Origin of the sequence: Sphingomonas populi (assembly GCF_004208535.1) — a bacterium.
Taxonomy (GTDB): Bacteria; Pseudomonadota; Alphaproteobacteria; order Sphingomonadales; family Sphingomonadaceae; genus Sphingomonas; species Sphingomonas populi.
The window spans coordinates 41,680-61,514 of sequence record NZ_SGIS01000032.1 but is presented as its reverse complement, the minus strand read 5'-3'; the positions used below and the strand labels follow the sequence as shown (position 1 = coordinate 61,514).

15 protein-coding genes and 1 pseudogene are annotated in these 19,835 nt (G+C 65.0%); 11 read left to right on the top strand and 5 right to left on the bottom strand.

Annotated elements, in window-relative coordinates; genetic code table 11:
- Window positions 1–126: pseudogene (locus EWE75_RS18075) on the top strand (IS630 family transposase); the annotation flags it as partial.
- A gap of 258 nt (window positions 127–384) precedes the next feature.
- On the opposite strand, the gene EWE75_RS18070 reads toward EWE75_RS18075, so the two are convergent.
- Window positions 385–1,686 carry a tyrosine-type recombinase/integrase gene (locus tag EWE75_RS18070; protein ID WP_130159500.1) on the bottom strand — a complete coding sequence of 434 codons (1,302 nt, stop codon included), beginning with the start codon at window positions 1,684–1,686 and terminating at the stop codon, window positions 385–387.
- A 573-nt stretch (window positions 1,687–2,259) separates the two neighbouring features.
- On the opposite strand from EWE75_RS18070, the gene EWE75_RS18065 reads away from it, so the two are divergent.
- The 4 genes from EWE75_RS18065 to adhP all read left to right on the top strand — a co-directional run bounded on the left by EWE75_RS18065 (window position 2,260) and on the right by adhP (window position 9,448).
- On the top strand, window positions 2,260–5,496 hold the full coding sequence (locus EWE75_RS18065; RefSeq protein ID WP_130159499.1) for a glycoside hydrolase family 2 TIM barrel-domain containing protein: 3,237 nt from the start codon (window positions 2,260–2,262) through the stop codon (window positions 5,494–5,496).
- Between the two features lie 239 nt (window positions 5,497–5,735).
- Window positions 5,736–6,512, top strand: a complete 777-nt coding sequence (locus tag EWE75_RS18060) for a hypothetical protein (protein ID WP_130159498.1) — start codon at window positions 5,736–5,738, stop codon at window positions 6,510–6,512.
- Between the two features lie 497 nt (window positions 6,513–7,009).
- Window positions 7,010–8,401 carry an NAD-dependent succinate-semialdehyde dehydrogenase gene (locus tag EWE75_RS18055; protein WP_130159497.1) on the top strand — a complete coding sequence of 464 codons (1,392 nt, stop codon included), beginning with the start codon at window positions 7,010–7,012 and terminating at the stop codon, window positions 8,399–8,401.
- A gap of 15 nt (window positions 8,402–8,416) precedes the next feature.
- Entirely contained in the window at window positions 8,417–9,448 is a 1,032-nt protein-coding gene (gene adhP / locus EWE75_RS18050; protein WP_130159496.1) for an alcohol dehydrogenase AdhP, read from the top strand.
- Window positions 9,449–9,802: 354 nt separating this feature from the next.
- Here adhP and EWE75_RS18045 read toward each other — a convergent pair whose 3' ends face one another.
- Window positions 9,803–10,600, bottom strand: coding sequence for a universal stress protein (locus EWE75_RS18045; protein ID WP_130159495.1), 798 nt, complete (start codon window positions 10,598–10,600; stop codon window positions 9,803–9,805).
- 143 nt (window positions 10,601–10,743) lie between these two features.
- Here EWE75_RS18045 and EWE75_RS18040 point away from each other — a divergent pair, with 143 nt between their 5' ends.
- The 4 genes from EWE75_RS18040 to EWE75_RS18025 all read left to right on the top strand — a co-directional run bounded on the left by EWE75_RS18040 (window position 10,744) and on the right by EWE75_RS18025 (window position 14,361).
- Window positions 10,744–11,064 carry a hypothetical protein gene (locus EWE75_RS18040; protein WP_130159494.1) on the top strand — a complete coding sequence of 107 codons (321 nt, stop codon included), beginning with the start codon at window positions 10,744–10,746 and terminating at the stop codon, window positions 11,062–11,064.
- A gap of 57 nt (window positions 11,065–11,121) precedes the next feature.
- Window positions 11,122–11,682: a YkgJ family cysteine cluster protein gene (locus EWE75_RS18035; RefSeq protein ID WP_130159493.1), complete on the top strand. Its 561-nt coding sequence runs from the start codon at window positions 11,122–11,124 to the stop codon at window positions 11,680–11,682.
- A 50-nt stretch (window positions 11,683–11,732) separates the two neighbouring features.
- A complete protein-coding gene (locus EWE75_RS18030; protein ID WP_231708438.1) occupies window positions 11,733–13,115 on the top strand; it encodes a family 43 glycosylhydrolase in 1,383 nt (460 codons plus the stop codon).
- A gap of 175 nt (window positions 13,116–13,290) precedes the next feature.
- The gene (locus tag EWE75_RS18025; protein ID WP_206364805.1) at window positions 13,291–14,361 is read left to right on the top strand and encodes a sensor histidine kinase; all 1,071 of its coding nucleotides are present in this window, start codon (window positions 13,291–13,293) and stop codon (window positions 14,359–14,361) included.
- Between the two features lie 95 nt (window positions 14,362–14,456).
- On the opposite strand, the gene EWE75_RS18020 is transcribed toward EWE75_RS18025, so the two are convergent.
- Window positions 14,457–15,773 (bottom strand): GGDEF domain-containing protein, encoded by a 1,317-nt coding sequence (locus EWE75_RS18020; RefSeq protein WP_130159492.1) that lies wholly within the window; start codon window positions 15,771–15,773, stop codon window positions 14,457–14,459.
- Window positions 15,774–15,782: 9 nt separating this feature from the next.
- Window positions 15,783–16,571 carry an alpha/beta fold hydrolase gene (locus EWE75_RS18015; RefSeq protein ID WP_130159491.1) on the bottom strand — a complete coding sequence of 263 codons (789 nt, stop codon included), beginning with the start codon at window positions 16,569–16,571 and terminating at the stop codon, window positions 15,783–15,785.
- A 258-nt stretch (window positions 16,572–16,829) separates the two neighbouring features.
- Between EWE75_RS18015 and EWE75_RS18010 the strand changes: the two genes are divergently transcribed.
- Together EWE75_RS18010 and EWE75_RS18005 are read left to right on the top strand one after the other, a co-directional pair.
- Window positions 16,830–18,005: an RsmB/NOP family class I SAM-dependent RNA methyltransferase gene (locus EWE75_RS18010; RefSeq protein ID WP_130159490.1), complete on the top strand. Its 1,176-nt coding sequence runs from the start codon at window positions 16,830–16,832 to the stop codon at window positions 18,003–18,005.
- Between the two features lie 33 nt (window positions 18,006–18,038).
- Window positions 18,039–18,542: a tetratricopeptide repeat protein gene (locus tag EWE75_RS18005; protein WP_130159489.1), complete on the top strand. Its 504-nt coding sequence runs from the start codon at window positions 18,039–18,041 to the stop codon at window positions 18,540–18,542.
- A gap of 6 nt (window positions 18,543–18,548) precedes the next feature.
- Here EWE75_RS18005 and EWE75_RS18000 read toward each other — a convergent pair whose 3' ends face one another.
- Window positions 18,549–19,775, bottom strand: a complete 1,227-nt coding sequence (locus tag EWE75_RS18000; RefSeq protein ID WP_130159488.1) for an MFS transporter — start codon at window positions 19,773–19,775, stop codon at window positions 18,549–18,551.
- Between the last annotated feature and the right edge of the window lie 60 nt (window positions 19,776–19,835).

Genomic DNA, 19,835 nt, shown 5'->3' with positions numbered 1-19,835 from the left:
GCCGCCATCAACCGCTTCATAAAAGAGCATAATCAGGAACCGAAGCCGTTCGTCTGGAAGGCCAATCCCGATCAGATTATCGCAGCCGTCAGGCGCGGGCATCAAACGTTGGAATCAATCCACTAGGCTCGCAATCCATCCACCTTCTGCGAGGGTCTGCCTGTTTCAGTCGCCCGGTAGCAATCCATCGGATGGCTTCGACGGGTTCGATAAGCCGGGCATCAGCGTAGCCGGAGTCTAAGATCTGCCTCTGTACGTCCTCTGACGCGCTCGCATATGCAGCGAAATCCATAAGCGTGATCCGCGGCAAACGAGGAGGCGCGCTCTCGATCCTGAAATCATCCTCTTGTGCGGGTTCGTCATGACCTTTCGGATCGCTCTGTGTCATGCTGCTGCCCTCCGCACGATCGTCGTCACGTTCGTATCATTCGGAGCGTCGAGAATGGCGGAGACATGCCGTCCCCAAGCGTCCAGCGCCGTCCGCTTCTCCTCCTTCCAGTCGTGCCGCTGGTACACGCCTGCAACGCCGCTGCGCGCCCCGCTGACGTGGTTTAGCGTTGCCTCGGTGACTTCGAACCGCACACCCAAGCGTTGAAGGCCTGTCGCCACCGTGCGGCGGAAATCATGAACGCGCCACGGCTCCATATCATGTGCCTTTTCGCCCGCTTCCTTCGCCTGCTGCGCCAGCAACAGCGCGATCTCCCGATCGAGCCGCGTCTTGCCGCGCGAGTAGCCGGAAACCGCCGTCTTGCCGGTGGTCGTGAACACCAGCCCGCGCTTAGGCCATTTGGGAGGTTGTCCGTTTTCGGGGGCGCCCTGCGTCGCCAGCGCGTCGAGTTCAGCAACCGCAAGCGCGTTCAGCGGGACGATATGCACCTTGCCATTCTTCGCGCGATCGGCCGGAAGGGTCCACGTCGCCGTGTCTCGGTCCAATTCGCACCAGTCAAGCGCTGCGATCTCCTCCCGGCGCTGCCCGCTGACGATCAGTAGCCGGTACATCGGCGCGAAGGGATAGCCCAGCTTGTCGGAGGCCTCCCAAATCGTCGCCAACTCAGCGTCGGTAAGGACGCGATCGCGCGAAGCCGGGCCGCGCGGCGCGTCCATGCTTTCGATCGGCGACCGTTCTATGTCGCCACGGCTGACCGCCCACTTGAACAGCTTTCGGAGGGTGGCGTGCATCAGCCGCGCGACCGCAGGACGATCCTTGAGCCTGTCCAGCACGGCAGACACGTCCGAGCGCTTGATAAGGGGTAAGGGGGTGCGCTGGAGGACTGGAACCGCCTCGCGGTCGAGCAAGCTCTTGCCCTGCTGCCAGTCCTTCCAGTGCGCCTTTAGGTAGCCGTCCACGAAAGAATTCGCGTAGGGTTCAAACGCGAGATCGACGGCGATGCGGCGGCGTTCCTTGTCGGCGCTGGCGGGGTCGATGCCCTGGCCGACCATCATGGCGAGCCGCTTAGCCTCCGTCCGTGCCGTCTCCGGTGTCCAAGGCGATCCATGCTTGCCGATGGTGAAGCGCTTCTTCTGCGCCTCGCGCCCGCCCATGCGGTATTGGTAGATGTAGGACTTCGCTCCGTTCGACGTCATGCGCAGGCCGAAACCGGCAAGATCCTCATCCCACAGAAACTCGGTACGGTCGGTTTTCACCAGCGCCCCGATTGTCTTCAATGTCAGCTTGCCAGTCGCCACAGCGCGTCTCCGAGAACCCACGGTGTACCCACCATATCGGAAACTCAGGGAAACTCAAGCGTACAGCGTACTAGTAGAAATGGCGGATTTGCGTGCGTTTTATGTCGGGGTATGGCTCAGGGAAACTCAGTATGGCTCGCGTCTGCTAACTACGAATCTGAGGGTCGGGCGTTCGAATCGCTCCGGGTGCACCACTTCTTCTTTGGCCGATCGGGCCGTTGCCTCTGACCTGCGAAAGCCGGTCAGAGGTTTGCGCGAAAGCGCTACCGTTGTGACCATCGACATGGTGCAACTCCCCATACCTTTGATGGGCCCATACCTTTGATGGGTATGTCCCCGCCGTAAGACGCCGGTAAACCTGCAAACCTTCGCCGACGCTGTAATATTCTATGTCTGGCGGCGTCATGCCTCCACAACCACCTTGCTTCAGGATACGATTGTCGCGAAGCCGTGGCGCGTCGCATCAGAGTATCGGCGGTAAGCAGGCGTTCGCGGTGTGCGAAGGGCGTAGGGGTGGCGGTTGCCACACCACTGCGTTGGCGTGCGTGCTGCCGGAGGGGTTAGGAGATCAAGATGAAATTCAACCGCATTCTCATCGGCGCGAGCGCGCTCGTCCTCGCGTCGCCAGCGTTGGCGAAAGATGCGCCGCGCGTGCAGCCGGTGCAGATTGATTCGTCGCGCCCGGACTGGGAGAATCCGGCGGTGTTCGCGCGCGGCAAGCTGCCGGCGCACGCCACCGGCTTTCCGTTCGAGAGCCGCGCTGCCGCGCTCGCCGGGGATCAGGCGCGGTCGGCGCGGTTTCTCAGCCTCGATGGTACGTGGAAGTTCGCGCTGTCGCCCTCCTCGGATGCGACGCCTGCGGGGTTCGAACAGCCGGGTTACGATGTCGCGTCCTGGGCCGATATCAAGGTGCCGGCGGACTGGCAGGCGCAGGGGTTCGATCAGGCGCGCTACAACAACGTCACCTATCCGTTCCCGGCCAACCGCCCGCTGATCCCGCATGCGACCAATCCGGTCGGCAGCTATCGCCGCGACGTCACGCTTCCCGCCGGCTGGAGCGGTCAGGACGTCATCCTGCACATCGGCGCGGCGGGATCGGCGTATGATGTCTGGGTCAACGGCAAGAAAGTCGGCTATTCGCAGGATTCGAAACTGCCGAGCGAGTTCGACGTCACCCGCTTCGTCACGCCGGGCCGCAACACGATCGCGATCCAGATCCATCGCTGGTCGGACGGCTCGTACCTGGAGGATCAGGATTTCTGGCGGGTCTCGGGGATCGAGCGCGAAGTCTATCTGATGGCGGCGCCGAAGACGCGCGTGAACGACATCTTCGTCCGCGCCGGGCTCGATGCGGCCTATCGCGACGGCGCTTTGTCGGCCGACGTGTCGGTCTCGCCCTCGGCGAAGCCGGTCACGGCGCGCATGACGTTGCTCGACGGGGATCGCACGCTGCTGGTGCGCGCGCAAACGGTCGCCGCCGGATCGGCTGCGCGGACGGTCACGCTCGCCGCGCCGGTGCCGGGAATCAAGCCGTGGTCGGCGGAGACGCCCAACCTCTACACCTTGCTGATCGAACTGGTCGGGGCTGACGGCACGGTGATCCAGGCGACGCCGCAGCGGATCGGCTTCCGCACCGTCGAGATGAAGAACGGCCTCGTCAGCGTCAACGGCAAGCCGATCGTGATCCGCGGCGTCAACCGCCACGAACATGATCCCGAGACGTTCCACGTCGTCTCGGAAGCGACGATGCGGCGCGACATCGAGTTGATGAAGCGGAACAACATCAACGCGGTCCGCACGTCGCATTACCCCAATGACCCGCGCTGGTACGCGCTTGCCGACGAATATGGCCTGTATGTGATGGACGAGGCCAATATCGAGAGCCACGCGTATATGGATTACGCGAACAACCATCAGGACGAGCGCGCCAAATATCAGATCGGCTTCGATCCGGCGTGGAAGGACGCGCATGTCAGTCGCGTCGCCAACATGGTCGAGCGCGACAAGAACCATCCCTCGATCATCTTCTGGTCGATGGGCAACGAAGCCGGGATCGGACCCAATTTCGCCGCCGCCGCCAAGGCCGCCAAGACGCGCGACCCCGGCCGGCTGATCAGCTATCTCGGCTGGGGCACATGGCCGGGGGTGAGTGACCACCGGCCCAATGATTACGCCGACATCTACGCGCCGATGTACGACAGCGCGGAGAAGCTCGCCGATTACGCGACCAACTGGAACTTCAAGCAGCCGCTGATCGAGTGCGAATATGCACACATGATGGGCAATTCGGGCGGCGACCTGAAGGACTATTGGGACGTGATCTACGCCCATCCCAACAAGCTGCAGGGCGGCTTCCTCTGGGACTGGGTCGATCAGTCGATGTATCGCTACACCAAGGACGGGCGGCGCTATTGGGGCGACGGCAGCGAATACGGCCCCAATCCGGGCGGCGAGATCGAGTTCGGTGACGGGCTGCTCCAGTCCGACCGAACCCCCAATCCGGCGCTGTATGAAGTGCGCAAAGTGTATGCGCCGATCCAGTTCGAGGCATTCGATCCCGCCACCGGGCGCGTGACACTCCGCAACCGGCACGATTTCCGCGATCTGTCGGGCTTCGCGTTCGACTGGGAGGTGCAGGAGGATGGCGTCGCGGTCGCGCATGGCACGCTGCCATCGTTGACGACCGCCGCGCACGCCACCGACACGCTGACGGTCCCGCTCGGCGGTATCGCGCGCAAGCCGGGATCGGAATATTTCGTGACCGTGCGGGCGGTCGCCAGGCCCGGCGCGGTGCCGTTGGTGCCGGCGGGCTATGTGGTGGGCTGGGAACAGTTCGCGCTCGGTGAGCGGGCGGCGGCCCCGGCGGCCCCGGCGGCCGGGCAGGCGGTGGCGGTGCGGCAGGCCGCTGACGCGATCACGCTCTCGGCGGCGGATGCGACGCTGACGATCGATCGCAAGACCGGGCTGGTGCGCAGCTACGCGCGGGGCGGCACGCCGCTCGCGAGCGGTGGCGCGCCGCATTTCTGGCGCGCGGTGACCGACAATGACATCGGCATCGGCACCGATCGGCAACTCGCGGTGTGGAAGGCGATGAGCGAAACGCGGACGGTGCGCGGCGTCACCCGCGTCGATTCACCCGAAGGCGGGGCTGCGGTGCGGATCGACTATGATCTCGGCGACGGCGCGGCGCGCTTCCAGTCGCTCTACACGATGGCGCGCGACGGTGGCGTGACGGTGACGGGCGCGCTCGACCCGGTCCGCGCCGATCTGCCGCCGCCGTTCCGCGTCGGCTTCGCGTTCGCGCTGCCGACCGACATCACCACCGCCGAATGGTATGGGCGTGGACCGCATGAAAGCTATGTCGATCGCAAGACCTCCGCGCCGATCGGGCTGTGGCGCGGGCCGATCGCGGCGCAGAACCACGACTATATCCGGCCGCAGGAGACCGGCAACAAGGTCGATGTCCGCTGGATGGAACTGAGCGGCGCGGGGCGCGGCCTGCGTGTCGCTGGCGACACGCCGCTGATGATGAACGTGCTGGCGTTCCCCTATGCCGATCTCGACCGGCACACGCCGGGGACATGGAAGTCGACTGACGTCGTGCCGCACGATCAGGTCACGCTGCTCGTCGATGGCGCGCAATGGGGCGTAGGCGGCGATACCCAGTGGAGCGATGTCGGCAAGCCGCTGCCGAAATATCGCGTCCCGCTGGCGCCGACGCGGGTGACGTTTCGGATGACCGGGTTCGCAGGCGAGGGGACGACACCCGACAAGGCGCGCCCCGCCACCGCGACGACCGGGGAGGAATAAGCCCCCCCCGTTCGGCCTTACGGCAGGGTGCGGATGTGACGGCTGGTGCCGAAACGCCGCTCCTGTCAAATGCTCAGCGCAGCGCCACCATCGTCTCGCCAGTGTGCGACGTTTCTATCCGAAGTGATACGCGGCACTGCCGCGCCGTTGAAGCGCCTGAGCTACCTCTCTCAAGCCTTCGTTCGCGTTGCAAGGGTGCAGAGTATCGGCCATGCTCATTGGATAACGGGAGAGTGCTGATGCAGGATATCTTGAACCGCAGCGAGCGTGTCGGAGTATATGCGATGCGGAGCATGGCAGCGAGCATGATAGCCGCTACCGCCCTCACGCTGGCTGGGTGCGGTGGCAACAGCGGGTCTGGCAAAGCCCCGCAACAGGATATTCCAGCCGCATTCGACACAGCCGCGCGCGCGCTCTCTGCCCAAGCGTATTCGTTGGCGAGCTGCGTCGCCATCGCGGACGACAAGGAGAAACTGGCGTGTTATGCCGCGCTAGGTTTCAAGGATAAAAGCGACGTCTCGAAAGTCGAGGCACTGGCTGGCGCGGCGGACGTAATGAGCGGGAAGCGCTGGCAGATCACGGCGCCAAGTCCGGGCGGGAGCGACAGCTTCCAGGGCACCGCTACGTTGACGCTGGCTTCGCTCCCCAACGAGGGGCCGATGGCGTTCCGTAATACGCGCATCTTGCTGCGCTGTCCGGTGGACTGGGGCGGTCCAAGCAACCAGAAATGGGGTGCGTCGATCGATCTGCCCACCGATGTGTCTTATGATTCAAACAGCAAGGATCGCGGCACCATGGCGATCGAGGTTGATGGTAAGCCCTTCAGTGCAGTCCAGTTCTCACGCACCAGCTTCAACGTGGCCGACGATCAAGCAACGGCGTTCCGCGATGCGGTCATCGCTGGCAAGGCATTGTCTTTCACGGTGAAGACGACCGATGGAAAGACCGGAGCGACGAAGACCCCGCTCCCGGACGCCACGGGCCTGAAAGAGTATTTCGCGAAGTTCTGCGCATAGGGCGCCGGGCCGTTAGCGGTTCGAGAGTTGTGTTCTCGCGCCTGACGGGTGCGAGAAGGCTGGTGTTGTGGAGCGCGTTGATGGTCATAAGTTTATGACCACCGAAGCACTTTGATATTCTAAGCGATATTGGCGATGATCGCGGTGCCATATGGGATCGTCAACCTGTAAGCTGCCAGGGCGTCAGCCGCTAGACATAGCAAGAAACACATCGTTGGGAGCGTTTCCCTGGATGGCGGCTCGGGATCGGTCGTTCGACCGTCTCCGGCAGATGACGCTGCGCGCGGATTGGGCGATCGAAACGCGCGCCTCTCGGACCACAGTGACGTGGGGAGCCGGTATCGATCGGTCACCTGAGCGCGCGTGGGCAGTGCCTTCCAGCGTGGGGGGGTAACTACGTAGCAATCCGTATTGGGTCCTTGCCGGGATGCGAACAAAGCTGCCCGTGGTCAGCCCCCGATTGGTGGGCGTCTCGGATCGGCAACAAGGACCGCGCAATGGCTTATGCGACTGTAAATCCCTATTCTGGCGACGTTCTTGAGACCTTTCCCGAGGCGAGCGACGTCGAGATTCACCGCGCCATCGCGCAGGGCGATGTTGCGTTCAAGGTGTGGCGCGGGACGACGTTCGCGCATCGCGCCGCCGTGATGCGCAGCGCCGCGACCCTGCTACGGGGCGACGCCGACCGCTTCGCGCGGCTGTTGACGCTGGAGATGGGCAAGCTGCTCGGCGAGGCGATGGGGGAGGTGGAACTCTCCGCCGCGATCTTCGACTATTATGCCGACAATGCCGAGCGCCTGCTCGCTCCCGAGCCGCTTCCGGTCGCCGACCCGAGCGAAGGCGAAGCGACGCTGGTGTGCGAGCCGCTTGGGCTGCTGCTGGCGATCGAGCCGTGGAACTTCCCATATTATCAGATCGCCCGCATCATCGCGCCGCAGCTTTCCGCCGGCAACACTATCCTCCTCAAACACGCCGCGAACGTCCCGCAATGCGCGGCGGCGTTCGAGGTGTTGATGCGCGACGCCGGGCTGATCGAGGGCGGGTTCCAGAACCTGTACGCCAATCACGACCAGATCGAGGCGATCATCAACGATCCGCGCGTTCACGGCGTCGCGCTGACGGGTTCGGAAACCGCCGGCGCGGTGGTGGCGGCGCAAGCGGGCCGGGCGCTCAAGAAATCGACGATGGAACTGGGCGGCGCGGATGCGTTCGTCGTGCTCGCCGATGCCAATCTCGAAAAGACCGTGCCGTGGGCGGTGTTCGGCCGCCACTGGAACGGCGGGCAGGTCTGCGTGTCGTCCAAGCGCATGATCATCGTCGATCCGGTCTACGACGCGTTCCTCGAACATTATACCACGGGCGTTGCGGGGCTGCGGATGGGCGATCCGCTCGATCCCGAAACCACGCTCGCGCCGCTGTCGTCGCAAAAGGCGGCGGACGATCTCAAGGCGATGGTCGCGAAAGCGGTCGAACATGGCGCCACCGCCACGGCGGTCGGTCCCGAGGCGCCCAACCGTGGCGCGTTCGTCCAGCCGGTGATCCTCACCAACATCGGCGAGGACAATCCGGCGCGCCATTGGGAGTTTTTCGGCCCGGTATCGATGCTGTTCCGCGCGAAGGACGAGGACGACGCGGTTCGCATCGCCAACGATTCGCCGTTCGGACTGGGCGGATCGGTGTTCACGTCGAACCCCAAACATGGCGCCGAGGTCGCCGCGCGGATTTCGACCGGGATGGTGTTCGTCAACCATCCGACGATGGTGAAGGCCGACCTGCCGTTCGGCGGCGTCCGTCGCTCCGGCTATGGCCGCGAATTGCTCGGTCTCGGCCTCAAGGAATTCGTCAACCACAAGCTGATCGATGTCGTCGACATCGATGCGCCGTTCTGAACGAGGGCAGGGATCATGGAAAAGACAATGAAAGCCGCCGTCGTCCGCGCATTCGGCAAACCTCTGGTCATCGAGGAAGTGGCGGTGCGGATGCCGGGTCCGGGCCAGATCCTCGTCAAGATCGCGGCGACCGGCGTGTGCCACACCGATCTGCACGCCGCCCAGGGCGACTGGCCGGTCAAACCCAACCCGCCGTTCATCCCCGGCCATGAGGGCGTCGGCCATGTCGTTGCGGTCGGCGCGGGTGTCACGCATGTGAAGGAAGGCGACCGTGTCGGCGTGCCGTGGCTCTACACCGCTTGCGGGCATTGCGTGCATTGCCTCGGTGGGTGGGAGACGTTGTGCGAAGACCAGCAGAACACCGGCTATTCGGTCAACGGCAGCTTCGCCGAATATGTCATCGCCGACCCCAATTACGTCGGCCATCTGCCTGACAACATTGGATTCGTCGAGATCGCGCCGATCTTGTGCGCGGGCGTAACGGTCTACAAGGGCCTCAAGGTCACCGACACCAAGCCGGGGGACTGGGTGGCGATCTCGGGCATCGGCGGGTTGGGCCACATGGCAGTGCAATATGCCAAGGCGATGGGCCTGAATGTCGTCGCGGTCGATATCGACGATGCCAAGCTGCGGCTGGCCGAGGAGCTTGGCGCGACGCTGACGGTGAATGCGCGCAACACCGATCCTGCCGCGTTCATCAAGAAGGAGATCGGCGGCGCGCAGGGCGTGCTGGTGACGGCGGTCTCGCCGATCGCCTTTGCGCAGGCGATGGGGATGGTGCGTCGCGGCGGGACGGTCGCGCTCAACGGCCTGCCACCGGGCGATTTCCCGCTGTCGATCTTCGATACCGTGCTCAACGGCATCACCGTGCGCGGATCGATCGTCGGCACCCGGCTCGACCTTCAGGAAGCGCTCGATTTCGCCGGCGACGGCAAGGTTCGTGCGACCGTTGCCACCGACACGCTCGAAAATATCAACGATATCTTCGGGCGGATGCATCGTGGCGAGATCGAGGGACGGATCGTGATCGACTTCGAGAAAGTGTGACGCTCGGTCGCCTCCAGCGCGGGTAGGCCGAACGAACCGTCGTCAATCTCCAGCACAGTGACCGACGCGGCATGACTCAGCAACGGCATCGCCGCGATCGCGTCGGCCATGATCGCCTCGCGATGATGACGCGGGGCGATTATAGCTTTCTGGCGTTCGACCAGATGCGGTTCCTTCACGCGCTTTCAGCTTCACGCCTTCGGCCTGCGGTCGGCGCGTCATGTCCATTTCGAGCAGATCGTCGCAGGCACGGGTGCGCGCCGCGATCCCGGAGCGGGGGGTGAACCCCGCGCTTTCGGCTTGGCCCCCGCACCGCGCGCGGGGGCCAAGCGATCGTGCTTCCGTGGCCGAGGATCAGTGGCCCAAGATCAAGGGAAGCGTGCTGCTGGACAGCATGCGTTTGGTCACGCCGCCGAACGTTTCGCGCAGCCTGCCATGCCCATAGGCGCCCATCAGGACATAATCGGCACGCCAGCGCGCGGCTTCGTCCTCGATAAGCGCGTCCGGCGTGTGCCGCGCTGTATCGACGATGCGGACGGTGGCGTGGACATCGTGGCGCGAGAGATATTCGGCCGCTTCATTCGGCGCGACGCCATGCCCGCTGCCCTGCGCCATGAAGATTTCGACATCCTTCGCCCGCTTGAGCAGCGGCAGGCTGGCGCGCATCGTCGCGGCTGCGGACCCGCCACCATCCCAGGCGATGAGCGCGCGGTCGAGCCGCATGCTCTTGAGCGTTTCGGGAACCGCGAGGATGGGCGCACGCGCGTGCATCAAGAGCTCGCTGACGATGTCGCGCATATCGGGACCGGCGACGTCGAGCTTGCGGTTGAGCACGATAAGATCGGCCAGCGCCGCCTTGTCTTGCAGGCAACGCTCGATCGATCCGGTGGTATCGCACCAGTCCCACGGCACGTCTTCATTCGCCAGTCGCGCTTCGAGCGCGGCCTTGTTCTTGGTTTCGCGCTCGCATTCGTCGGCGAAGAGGATCGCTTCCGCTTCGGCCCCGCCATAATAATCACCGACCAGAATCGGCAGGATGGAGACATCGACGCAGGACAAATGCCCCTCCAGCGCACGGGTGATGTCCAGCGCGGCTTGCAGGCGCGCCTCCTGTCCGCTGTCGTCATGCACCAGCAAGAGAATGTTCTTCATGGCCACCTCCAATGTTTCGACGGTGACGATAGGAAAGCGGGCGGTAGCGCCGATATGCGGGATGATACGGATACCCTCATCCTCGCCCCGCGTCTCAATGCCGAAGGCGTGGCTTGGCGCGGTTGGCATGCTAGGGGAGCCACATGTCAAACTCCCGAAGCACCACCGGCACCGTCGACGTCGACGGCCTCAAATACGACTGGCGATTCCAGCGCGAGCCCCAATGGTCGGATGATGAAGGCTGGAAAGGGATGGTGATCTCCCTGTTGCAGAGAGACGCCCAGCGCGAAGCGTTGCTGGAATTTCCTGCCCCCAAGCGCCTGTTGAAGGGATTGCCACGCGGGCGCCTTCAGCTTGATGACGCAACGCTTTCTCGCGGCGTGCGAGCGGCGTTGTCTGCGGGGTGGGAGCCGATGTCGCGCGGTCGGCCGATGGTCTTCACGGTGGATGCCGAAGGAAACTGAGGCGTGACCCCGCGTCAGGCCCTTGTTTTCCGGTCGGAGTAGAGGCACCCGGCGCGGATGCACACCGAGACGGATCTCGAAACCATGATATTGGGGCCGGTCCTCGCGGATCGTGCCTGCGGGGATTGCACCGTTTGCTGCACGGTGCTTGCGATCGATACGCAAGATTTCAAGAAGCCTGCGGAAACGCCGTGCGCCCACCGCTCCGCAGGCGGATGCGATATCTATGACATGCGTCCGCACATCTGCCGCACATGGTTCTGCGCCTGGCGACGGGTCGCGGCCATGCCGGATGCGGCCCGGCCTGATCGATCCGGCCTGCTTGTATCGCTCAATTTCGTTCAGAAGCCGCAGAACTGCTTCGAAGGTGTCGCGATCAACGTCCGTGCGCTCGCCGGCAGCGAAGCGATACAGAACGGCATGGCTGCCACCGTACTCGACAGCGTGTGCGATCAGTTGGTCCCCGTCTGGTTCAGCGATGGATCGAAGAAGATGTTGATGCATCCCGAGAATGACGTGGCGCGCCTCGTGCTCTCGGGGGATGTCGCACCTGCACATCTGCAGGACGAGGTGGGCGCATGGCGTGAGCGCTACGGCGTCTTCGCTGCGAACGTGTAGGTCTCGAACGCGGCATCCGCGCACGAGCGGCCAGTGCCGACGCGATGAATATGGGAAAGAACGACATGCGGAAATGGGTGACGGGACTGGTGCTGGCAATGCTCGCGGCGGGGCAGGGGGCTGCGGCCGCGCCGGCGGGGCCGCGCTGGGATGCGCCCGGCGATGCCAACCCGCTGCTGCCCGGCTATTTCGCCGATCCGTCGATCGTCCACGATGGCGGTCGCTGGTATGTGTTCGCGACGATCGACCCGTGGGGCGACGACCGGCTCGGCCTGTGGACATCCGCGAACGGACGCGACTGGACTTTCTCGACGCCCGACTGGCCGACCAAAGCCGCCGCCACCAGCCCCACCTCGGGCGATTCGAAGGTGTGGGCGCCGTCCGTGGTGAAGGCCGCGAACGAGCGCTGGTACATGTATGTTTCGGTCGGCAGCGAAATCTGGGTCGGCACCGCGCCGTCGCCGGCGGGGCCGTGGCGCGACGCGAACGGTGGCCGGCCGCTCGTGTCCAAGAGCTTCGCGCCCGCCTACCACATGATCGATGCCGAGGCGTTCGTCGATACGGACGGGCGCGCCTATCTCTACTGGGGTTCGGGGCTGAACTGGGTCAACGGCCATTGCTTCGCTGTCCGGCTCGCGCCCGACATGGTGCATTTCGACGGGCCGCCGCGCGACGTGACGCCAGCGCACTATTTCGAGGCGCCCTTCATGGTGAAGTCAGGTGGTCACTATTTGCTCACGTACAGCGACGGCAACACCACCAAGGACACGTACAAGGTCCGCTACGCGATCGGCGACACGCCGTTGGGGCCATTCCGGGAGGCCGCGAACAGTCCGGTGCTGGAAACCAGCGTGGCGCGCGATGTGGTGAGTCCCGGCCACCATGCCGTGTTCCGCTCGGGCAAGCAGGCCTATATCCTGTACCATCGCGCCGCGCTGCCGTGGCCGCGCGGCGGGGATGAGGTGCTTCGCCAGGTCGCCGTCGACCCGCTGAGTATCGGCGCGGACGGCACGATCGGCAAGGTGGACCCATCGCACGGTACGGCTGTCGCCGGGTTTGCTCCGGCGCGGGATCGTGGCCTGCCGTGGCGCGCTTCCGGCAGCAATGATTCCGACGCGCTGTACGGCCCGGCGCGCGCGGCGGATGATAATTACGCGACGCTCTGGAAACCGGCAGCCGGCCCTGCCCAACTGGTCGCCGATCTGGGGCGTGTCCGGCCCGTTACCGGTAGCCGGTTGCGCCCGGAATATGCCACGCGCGACTATCGCTTCGGTGTCGAGTCGTCGTCGGACGGCAGGACGTGGCGGCAGATCGTGCCGGTCGGCGCGCATCGCGGCTCGCCCATTACGGTGAGTCACCGCACCGACGCGCGATACCTGCGCCTCACCTTCCCCGACGGTCGAGCCGCACTGTGGGAATGGTCGATCGACTGATTGACGCGGGCGGTACGTCGCCGGTTGCGCCGCAGGGCCAATCCCGGCGCGTCCGTATCTTTGTATGCGCAAGCGGGCTAGGCTGCGCTCGAGTCGGTTTCTCTCGCGCTTTGCTCATCGCCTCTCCCGGAAGGGCTCTCACACCGCGAGTCTCGGTTCAGTTCGAAAGGCCGACATGGCCGATACCGCAGCGCCGCCGCCCAACGTCGCCGACAGTCTCATGCTGGCGATGGTCGCGTCATCGGATGCGCCGCTTCTGCTCCTCGATGGCGATCTGACGATCATCGCCGCCAGCCACTCTTTCGGGCGAGCGTTCGCGGTCGATGTCACCACCGCGTCCGGCAGCCCGGTCTTCGATTTGGGCGCTGGCGAATGGCGCTCGCCGAAGCTTCGCTCGTTGCTGACCGCGACGGCGTCGGGACAGGCGGCGATCGATGCCTATGAGATGGATCTGGCAAGGCCCGACCACGGAACTCGCCGGCTCGTAATCAAGGCCCAGAAGCTCCACTATGCCGATGCCGCCGCGCCGCGCATCCTGATGACGGTATCCGACGTGACGGACGCCCGCATCGCGGAGCGGCTGAAGAACGATCTGCTGCGCGACAAGGCGGTTTTGCTCCAGGAGGTTCAACACCGCGTTGCCAACAGTCTTCAGATCATCGCCAGCGTGCTGATGCAGAGCGCGCGCGGGGTGCTCTCGGAGGAAACCCGAACGCATCTGACCGATGCACATAACCGGGTGATGTCGATCGCGACGGTGCAGAAGCAGCTCGCCCAGGCGGGGCAGGGCGATGTCGCGCTTCGTCCCTATTTCACCCAATTGTGCCAGAGCCTCGGCGCGTCGATGATCCGCGATCACGATAAGCAGTCGATCGAAGTCAGCGGCGACGAGAGCCGGGTCGGAGCCGACGTTTCGATCAGCCTCGGCCTGATCGTGACCGAACTGGTCATCAACGCCCTCAAGCACGCCTTCCCGGGCGACCGCGCCGGGAAGATCATCGTCGATTACACATCCCGGGGGGCGGACTGGACCCTTTCGGTCGGCGACGATGGTGTCGGCATGCCCGAGGCGGGTGGCGAAGCGACACCGGGACTTGGCACGACGATTGTCGAGGCGCTCGCCCGTCAGTTGAAGGCGCGTGTGGCGGTGACGGGCAGCAAACCCGGTACGTCCGTCTCGATCGCCCATGTCCAGAGCGCCGCCGCCGGCGGCAACGGCGTCAAGCCGCCCGAGCACGCCGTTTAGCCGACATCGGCGGATCGCTGGGCGATGTCGCATTGCGATCATCTACGTCTGCACGCGACCTGTTAGGGTATTGAAAGGTCGCCGCAGGTCACGCGTTAGGTGCCGGGTGAAATTCGCACGCAGTTTCTGCCGTCACGTTTCGCATCGTATAATGCGCTGTCGGCGCGGGCCACCAGCATCTGCAGCACATTGCGATCATTGCCGTCCAGTGCATCGCGTGTCGCGGCGCCGATACTCACACTGACCGTTATGTCGACATCTCCGACCGCAATCGGCACGCGGGCGATCGCCTGACGCAGACGCTCCGCCACCATACCGGCCTCGTCATTGCCGGAGGTCGCCAGCAGGACGACAAATTCCTCGCCGCCGAAGCGCGCAATCAGATCGTGCTCACGCAGCGCTTCCTGGCAGCGTGCCGCCACGGCTTTGAGCACCTCGTCGCCGACCGGATGCCCGTAGGTGTCGTTGATCTGCTTGAAATGGTCTACATCGACCATCAGAATCGCGATGCCCCGCCCATCGCCTTGCGCAGCGGTTATGATCTGGGCCGAGCGTTGTTCGAAGTAACGGCGGTTTGAAAGGCCGGTCAGCGAATCCGAATCGGCAAGACCGCGCAGTCTTGCCGACAATTGCAATTCCGCCGTGACGTCTGTGAACAGCCAGATACGCCCATGTTGCCCGTCGCCGCTGACCGGGTGGGTGTCCACTTCATATGTCCGCTCCCCCACGATCCAGTGCATGCTCACGGCATAATTGACGTTTCCGACATGCGCCGCATAGGCGGTGTCGAGCGCGGCGTGGTTGTCGCACCGCGCGCGCAGCGCCCGCATCGGTGCAGCCAGATCTCTCGCCCGATGCGGGCCGGGCATGGCGGCCAGCAAGTCTGCGGCGCGTTGGTTGATCACGGCACTTTGCCCATCGCCGTCGAACAGGACGATGCCGGACGGAACGCTATCGAGAAGATCGTTGAACTGGTCGCGCATCGCCATTTGCCGGGCGGCCTCGCGGCGTGTCATCAGCGTATTGGCGACACTGCTGGCGAGCAGCGGCACATGCTGGATCAGCGGTGCTGTCGGCGGGATCGTAGTCCAGAATAACAGAAGACCGCTTTTGGGCGCATGATCGACAGGTGCCGGCACGAACAGCAGGCTGGCGGGCCTGTCGGGGAGTGCATGGACCACCGCTGTCGGCAATCGAAAGCTGTCGGCGGCCAGCGGCAGATGCGACCAGCCGGTGTCGAAGACGCCGCTTCTGTCCAGGTTGAAACCGGTGAAATGATGGGGCGGCGAGGAGGCGACCGGGGTCGCCCGCCCTGCGTCGTCCACTTCCAATGCCATCACCAGCGCGGCGTCGCACGCCACACGCGCAAAGCCGCACAGTTCGTACAGCGCCTCGCTGAAGGTCGGGATCATGATGCGGTGTCAGCCCAGACGGCGTTCGAGAATACGGATCACTTCGGCCGGCGCCGTTATGTGCGGCAAGTGACCGGCGGCATCGATGATGTCGAGGCTTGCGTTCGAGATCGCACCGGCAAGCCATTCGCCGACCTGGATCGGGACCGCGACATCCGAAGACGTCTGGATCAGGTGTACCGGCGTCGCGACGCGCAGCACCGCCTGTCGCATGTCGGATTCGAAGATGGTGCGTGACGTGTTCAGGGCGATGTCGGGCCGCATCTGGAAGAGCGTGCGTGAGAAGTCGGCGACAGCCTCACGATCATCGACGCCGACGACGATCGGGGCGAATCCGGCGACCCAGGCCTGGTAGTTCGCAGCCATGCTCTCGAACAATTGGTCCAGATTCTCCTGCTCGAAGCCGCCGACATAGTCTGCATCGTTGAGGTAACGGGGCGAGCCGCCGATCATCACGATTTGCTCGAAAAGATCAGGCCTTGCGCTGGCTGCGGCCGCGCCGATCATGCAGCTCATCGAATGGCCGACATACGTGCATCCCTGCAGGCCCAATTCGTCCATGAGTTCCACAAGATCGTCGGCATAGCCGAACATCGATCCGTGCCGTTCGAAGTCGTAGCTCTCGGCCCCCATCGGACCGCAACCGGCTAGGTCGAAGGACACGACGTCGAAGCGCGCTTCAAACCACGGCCGCAGCGACGTCCAGGCATCCTGATCGGTGCCGAAGCCATGCGAGAGGATGACAACCCGGTTCCCTGCTCCCGTGCGTCGACCGCGCAATTTCTCGAACCAGCTCACGACGCTCCAGCCCCCCCCCATGGCACCACCTGAGGTTTGTCTATGACGAATGGGTAATAGGGTCCACCGCGTTGGTGCCGTGGCTTCCGTCACAAAACGCGACGTCGCGGATGTCGTCGTCCTGCGTATCTGCTGCGGACTGATGCGGCCTCTTTGCGCCGCGATCTGTCCTTGCCACCATAAAGCTGGCAAGGACGTGCGGATGATCTCTCCCACACGCGCGCCCGCCGCCCAACGCCACTCCACCGGACCCCAAGCATGACCCCCTCCGCCCGCGTACAGGCGGCGATCGACCTCCTCGACGAAATCCTCGAAGCCGCCAAACGCGGCGGCGCGGCGGCGGACACGCTGATCGCACGCTATTTCGCAACGCGGCGCTATGCTGGCAGCAAGGACCGGCGCGCGGTGCGTGAGCTGGCCTATGCGGCGATCCGGCTGTGCGGTGAGCCGCCGGCCAGTGGCCGCGCGGCGATGCTGGCGGTGGCGGCGCGCGATCCGGCGCTGGCGGCGCTGTTCACGGGCGAGGGCCATGCCCCCGCGCGGATCATGCCGGACGAACCCGCCGCCGCCGAGGGCGTCGCGCCCGAATGGCTCCGCGCGGCGCTGGCCGCCTCGGGCCTCGCCGACGCAGAACTCGCCGCGCTGGTCGAGCGCGCGCCGCTCGATATCCGCATCAACCGCCTCGCCGATGTGGCCGTCGCGATCCCCGACGCCGAACCGATCCCCGGTCTGCCCGACGCGCTGCGGCTGCCCTCCGGCGTCAATGTCGAGGCGCTACCCGAATGGGCTGCGGGTGCAATCGAGGTACAGGATGCCGGCAGCCAGATCGTCACACTGGCCGCGCAAGCTGCGCCGGGCCAGCGCATCGTCGATCTCTGCGCGGGCGCGGGCGGCAAGACGCTCGCGCTTGTCGTGGCAATGATGAATGACGGTGCGATCTTAGCCAGCGATAGCGATCGTGGGCGACTTTCGCGACTTTCGCCCCGCGCCACGCGCGCCGGCGCATCGATCGTCACGACGCGCCTGCTCGATCCCGGCCGCGAGGCAGAAGCGCTCGCCGACTGGGCGGGCGAGGCCGATTGCGTACTGATCGACGCGCCGTGCTCGGGCACCGGCACATGGCGGCGCAACCCCGAGGCGCGCTGGCGGCTCACACCGGACCGGCTCGCGCGGCTGGTCGAGACGCAGGCGCGCCTGCTCGACGTCGGCGCGGCGCTGGTCAAGCCGGGCGGCGCGCTCGTCCACATCGTCTGCTCGCTGCTCGATGCCGAGGGCGCGGGGCAGGTGGCGCGCTTCCTTGGCGGCCATCCCGGTTGGCGTGCCGAGCCGCTGGCGCTCCCCGCCGGACGCGCGCACGGCGATGGCGTGCGACTGACGCCAGCGCATGACGGCACCGACGGCTTTTTTGTCGCGCGCCTGCAAGCCCCGTGTTAGCTTGGTGGTATTGTGCCGAAACTGGAGTGGATCATGCGCTATCTGTCCGTCGCCGCTGCCGCCGCGATGACGTTGTTGACGGTGTCGACGGCGGTCCACGGCCAGCGCCCCGACGACGCGATTGACGCGCGCTCGCTCGCGCTGGTCGAGACGGGCAAGGCAGCGCAAGCCGCCGGCAATCTCGACGGCGCGATCGACGCCTATGAGAGCGCGTTGGCGGTCGATCCGCGTACCCGCGCGGCGTTCATCGGGCTTGGCGAAGTCGCCCGCACGCGCGACCTGCCGGGCAAGGCAATCCGTTTTTACCGTGAGGCGCTAGAGTTACAGCCCGACGACGTCGCCGCGCTGAAGGAGCAGGGCGAAGCGCTCGTCCAGCAAGGCGCGGTCGAGCGCGCCAAGACCAACCTCACCAAGCTGCGCACCGTCTGCGCCAAGCGGAGCTGCCCCGAGATCGCGCAGTTGAGCGCGGTGATCGCCAAGGGGCCGCCGATCGTCACCGCCTCCGCGACCCCGGCGGCGAAGAGCGAGAAGAACTGAACCGCGCTACGCTTTCGCCTGCTCGACGAAATCGACGTCGCGCCGCTCGGGGCCGATCGCGGTCCAGATCACGATCACGACGACGGTAATCCCCGCCACCAGCGCCAACGCGAAGCCGTAATCGCCGCCGTGGCTCTCGGCGACACTCGCCTGGATCACCGCGTTGCGTGAGGCGATCAAATTGCCGAGCTGATACGCGAAGCCCGGAAACATGCCGCGCACCGCCGCCGGCGACAGTTCATTGAGGTGGACCGGCACGATCCCCCACGCGCCCTGCACGGCGACCTGCATCAGAAACGCCCCCGCGCCGAGCATCAGTGGCGTGGTAGAGAATGCCCACAAAGGAATGACCGGCAAGGCGCACAGCGCGCCGATGATGATCGCGCGCTTCCGACCGATCGTCTCGGACCAGATGCCGAAGCCGATCCCGCCGACAATCGCGCCCGCGTTCATCACCATCGCGAGCAGCCCGGCGGTTTGGGTGGAGAGGTGATGCTGCTCCTTGAGGAAGGTCGGATACACATCCTGCGTGCCGTGACTGAAGAAGTTGAACGCGGTCATCAGCACGACGAGGTACAGCGCGATCTTCCAGTTGCTGAGCAAGGCAGTGATCGGATTGACGCGCGGCTTTTCGGCGAGTGCTTCGAAGGCCGGGCTTTCCTCGACGTGCATGCGGATCAGGAAGACGAGGATCGCCGGCACCACGCCGATCAGGAACATGCCGCGCCAGCCGATGTGATCGAACATCAGGAAGAACACCAAGCTCGCGAGGAAATAGCCCGAAGGATAGCCGCTTTGCAGCAGGCCCGAGACGAAGCCGCGCATCTTCGCCGGGATGCTCTCCATCACCAGGCTCGCGCCGATGCCCCATTCGCCGCCCATCGCGAAGCCGAACAGCGCGCGGATCACGAACAGCGAGGTCAGCGACCAGGCGAAGGCGGATAAGACCGAGAAAGCGGAAAAGGCGAGGATGACGATCATCATCACCGGGCGCCTGCCGTATCGATCGGCCAACAGACCGAACACGAACGCGCCGAACGGCCGTGCGGCGAGCGTGAAGAAGGTCGCTTCGGCGGTGGTCTTGACGTCGGTGCCGAATTCCCTGGCGACCGCCGAGAACATGAACACCATCAGGAAAAAATCGAACGCGTCTAGCGTCCAGCCGAGATAGCTCGCCCAGATCGAGCTTTTTTGCGCTCCGGTGAGCGATTTCAGATCGGCAAATACGCTCATGACGCCCCCGGTTCCGTGTCAGGCATTACGTGCCACGGCCGGGTGCGATTGGAAAGCACT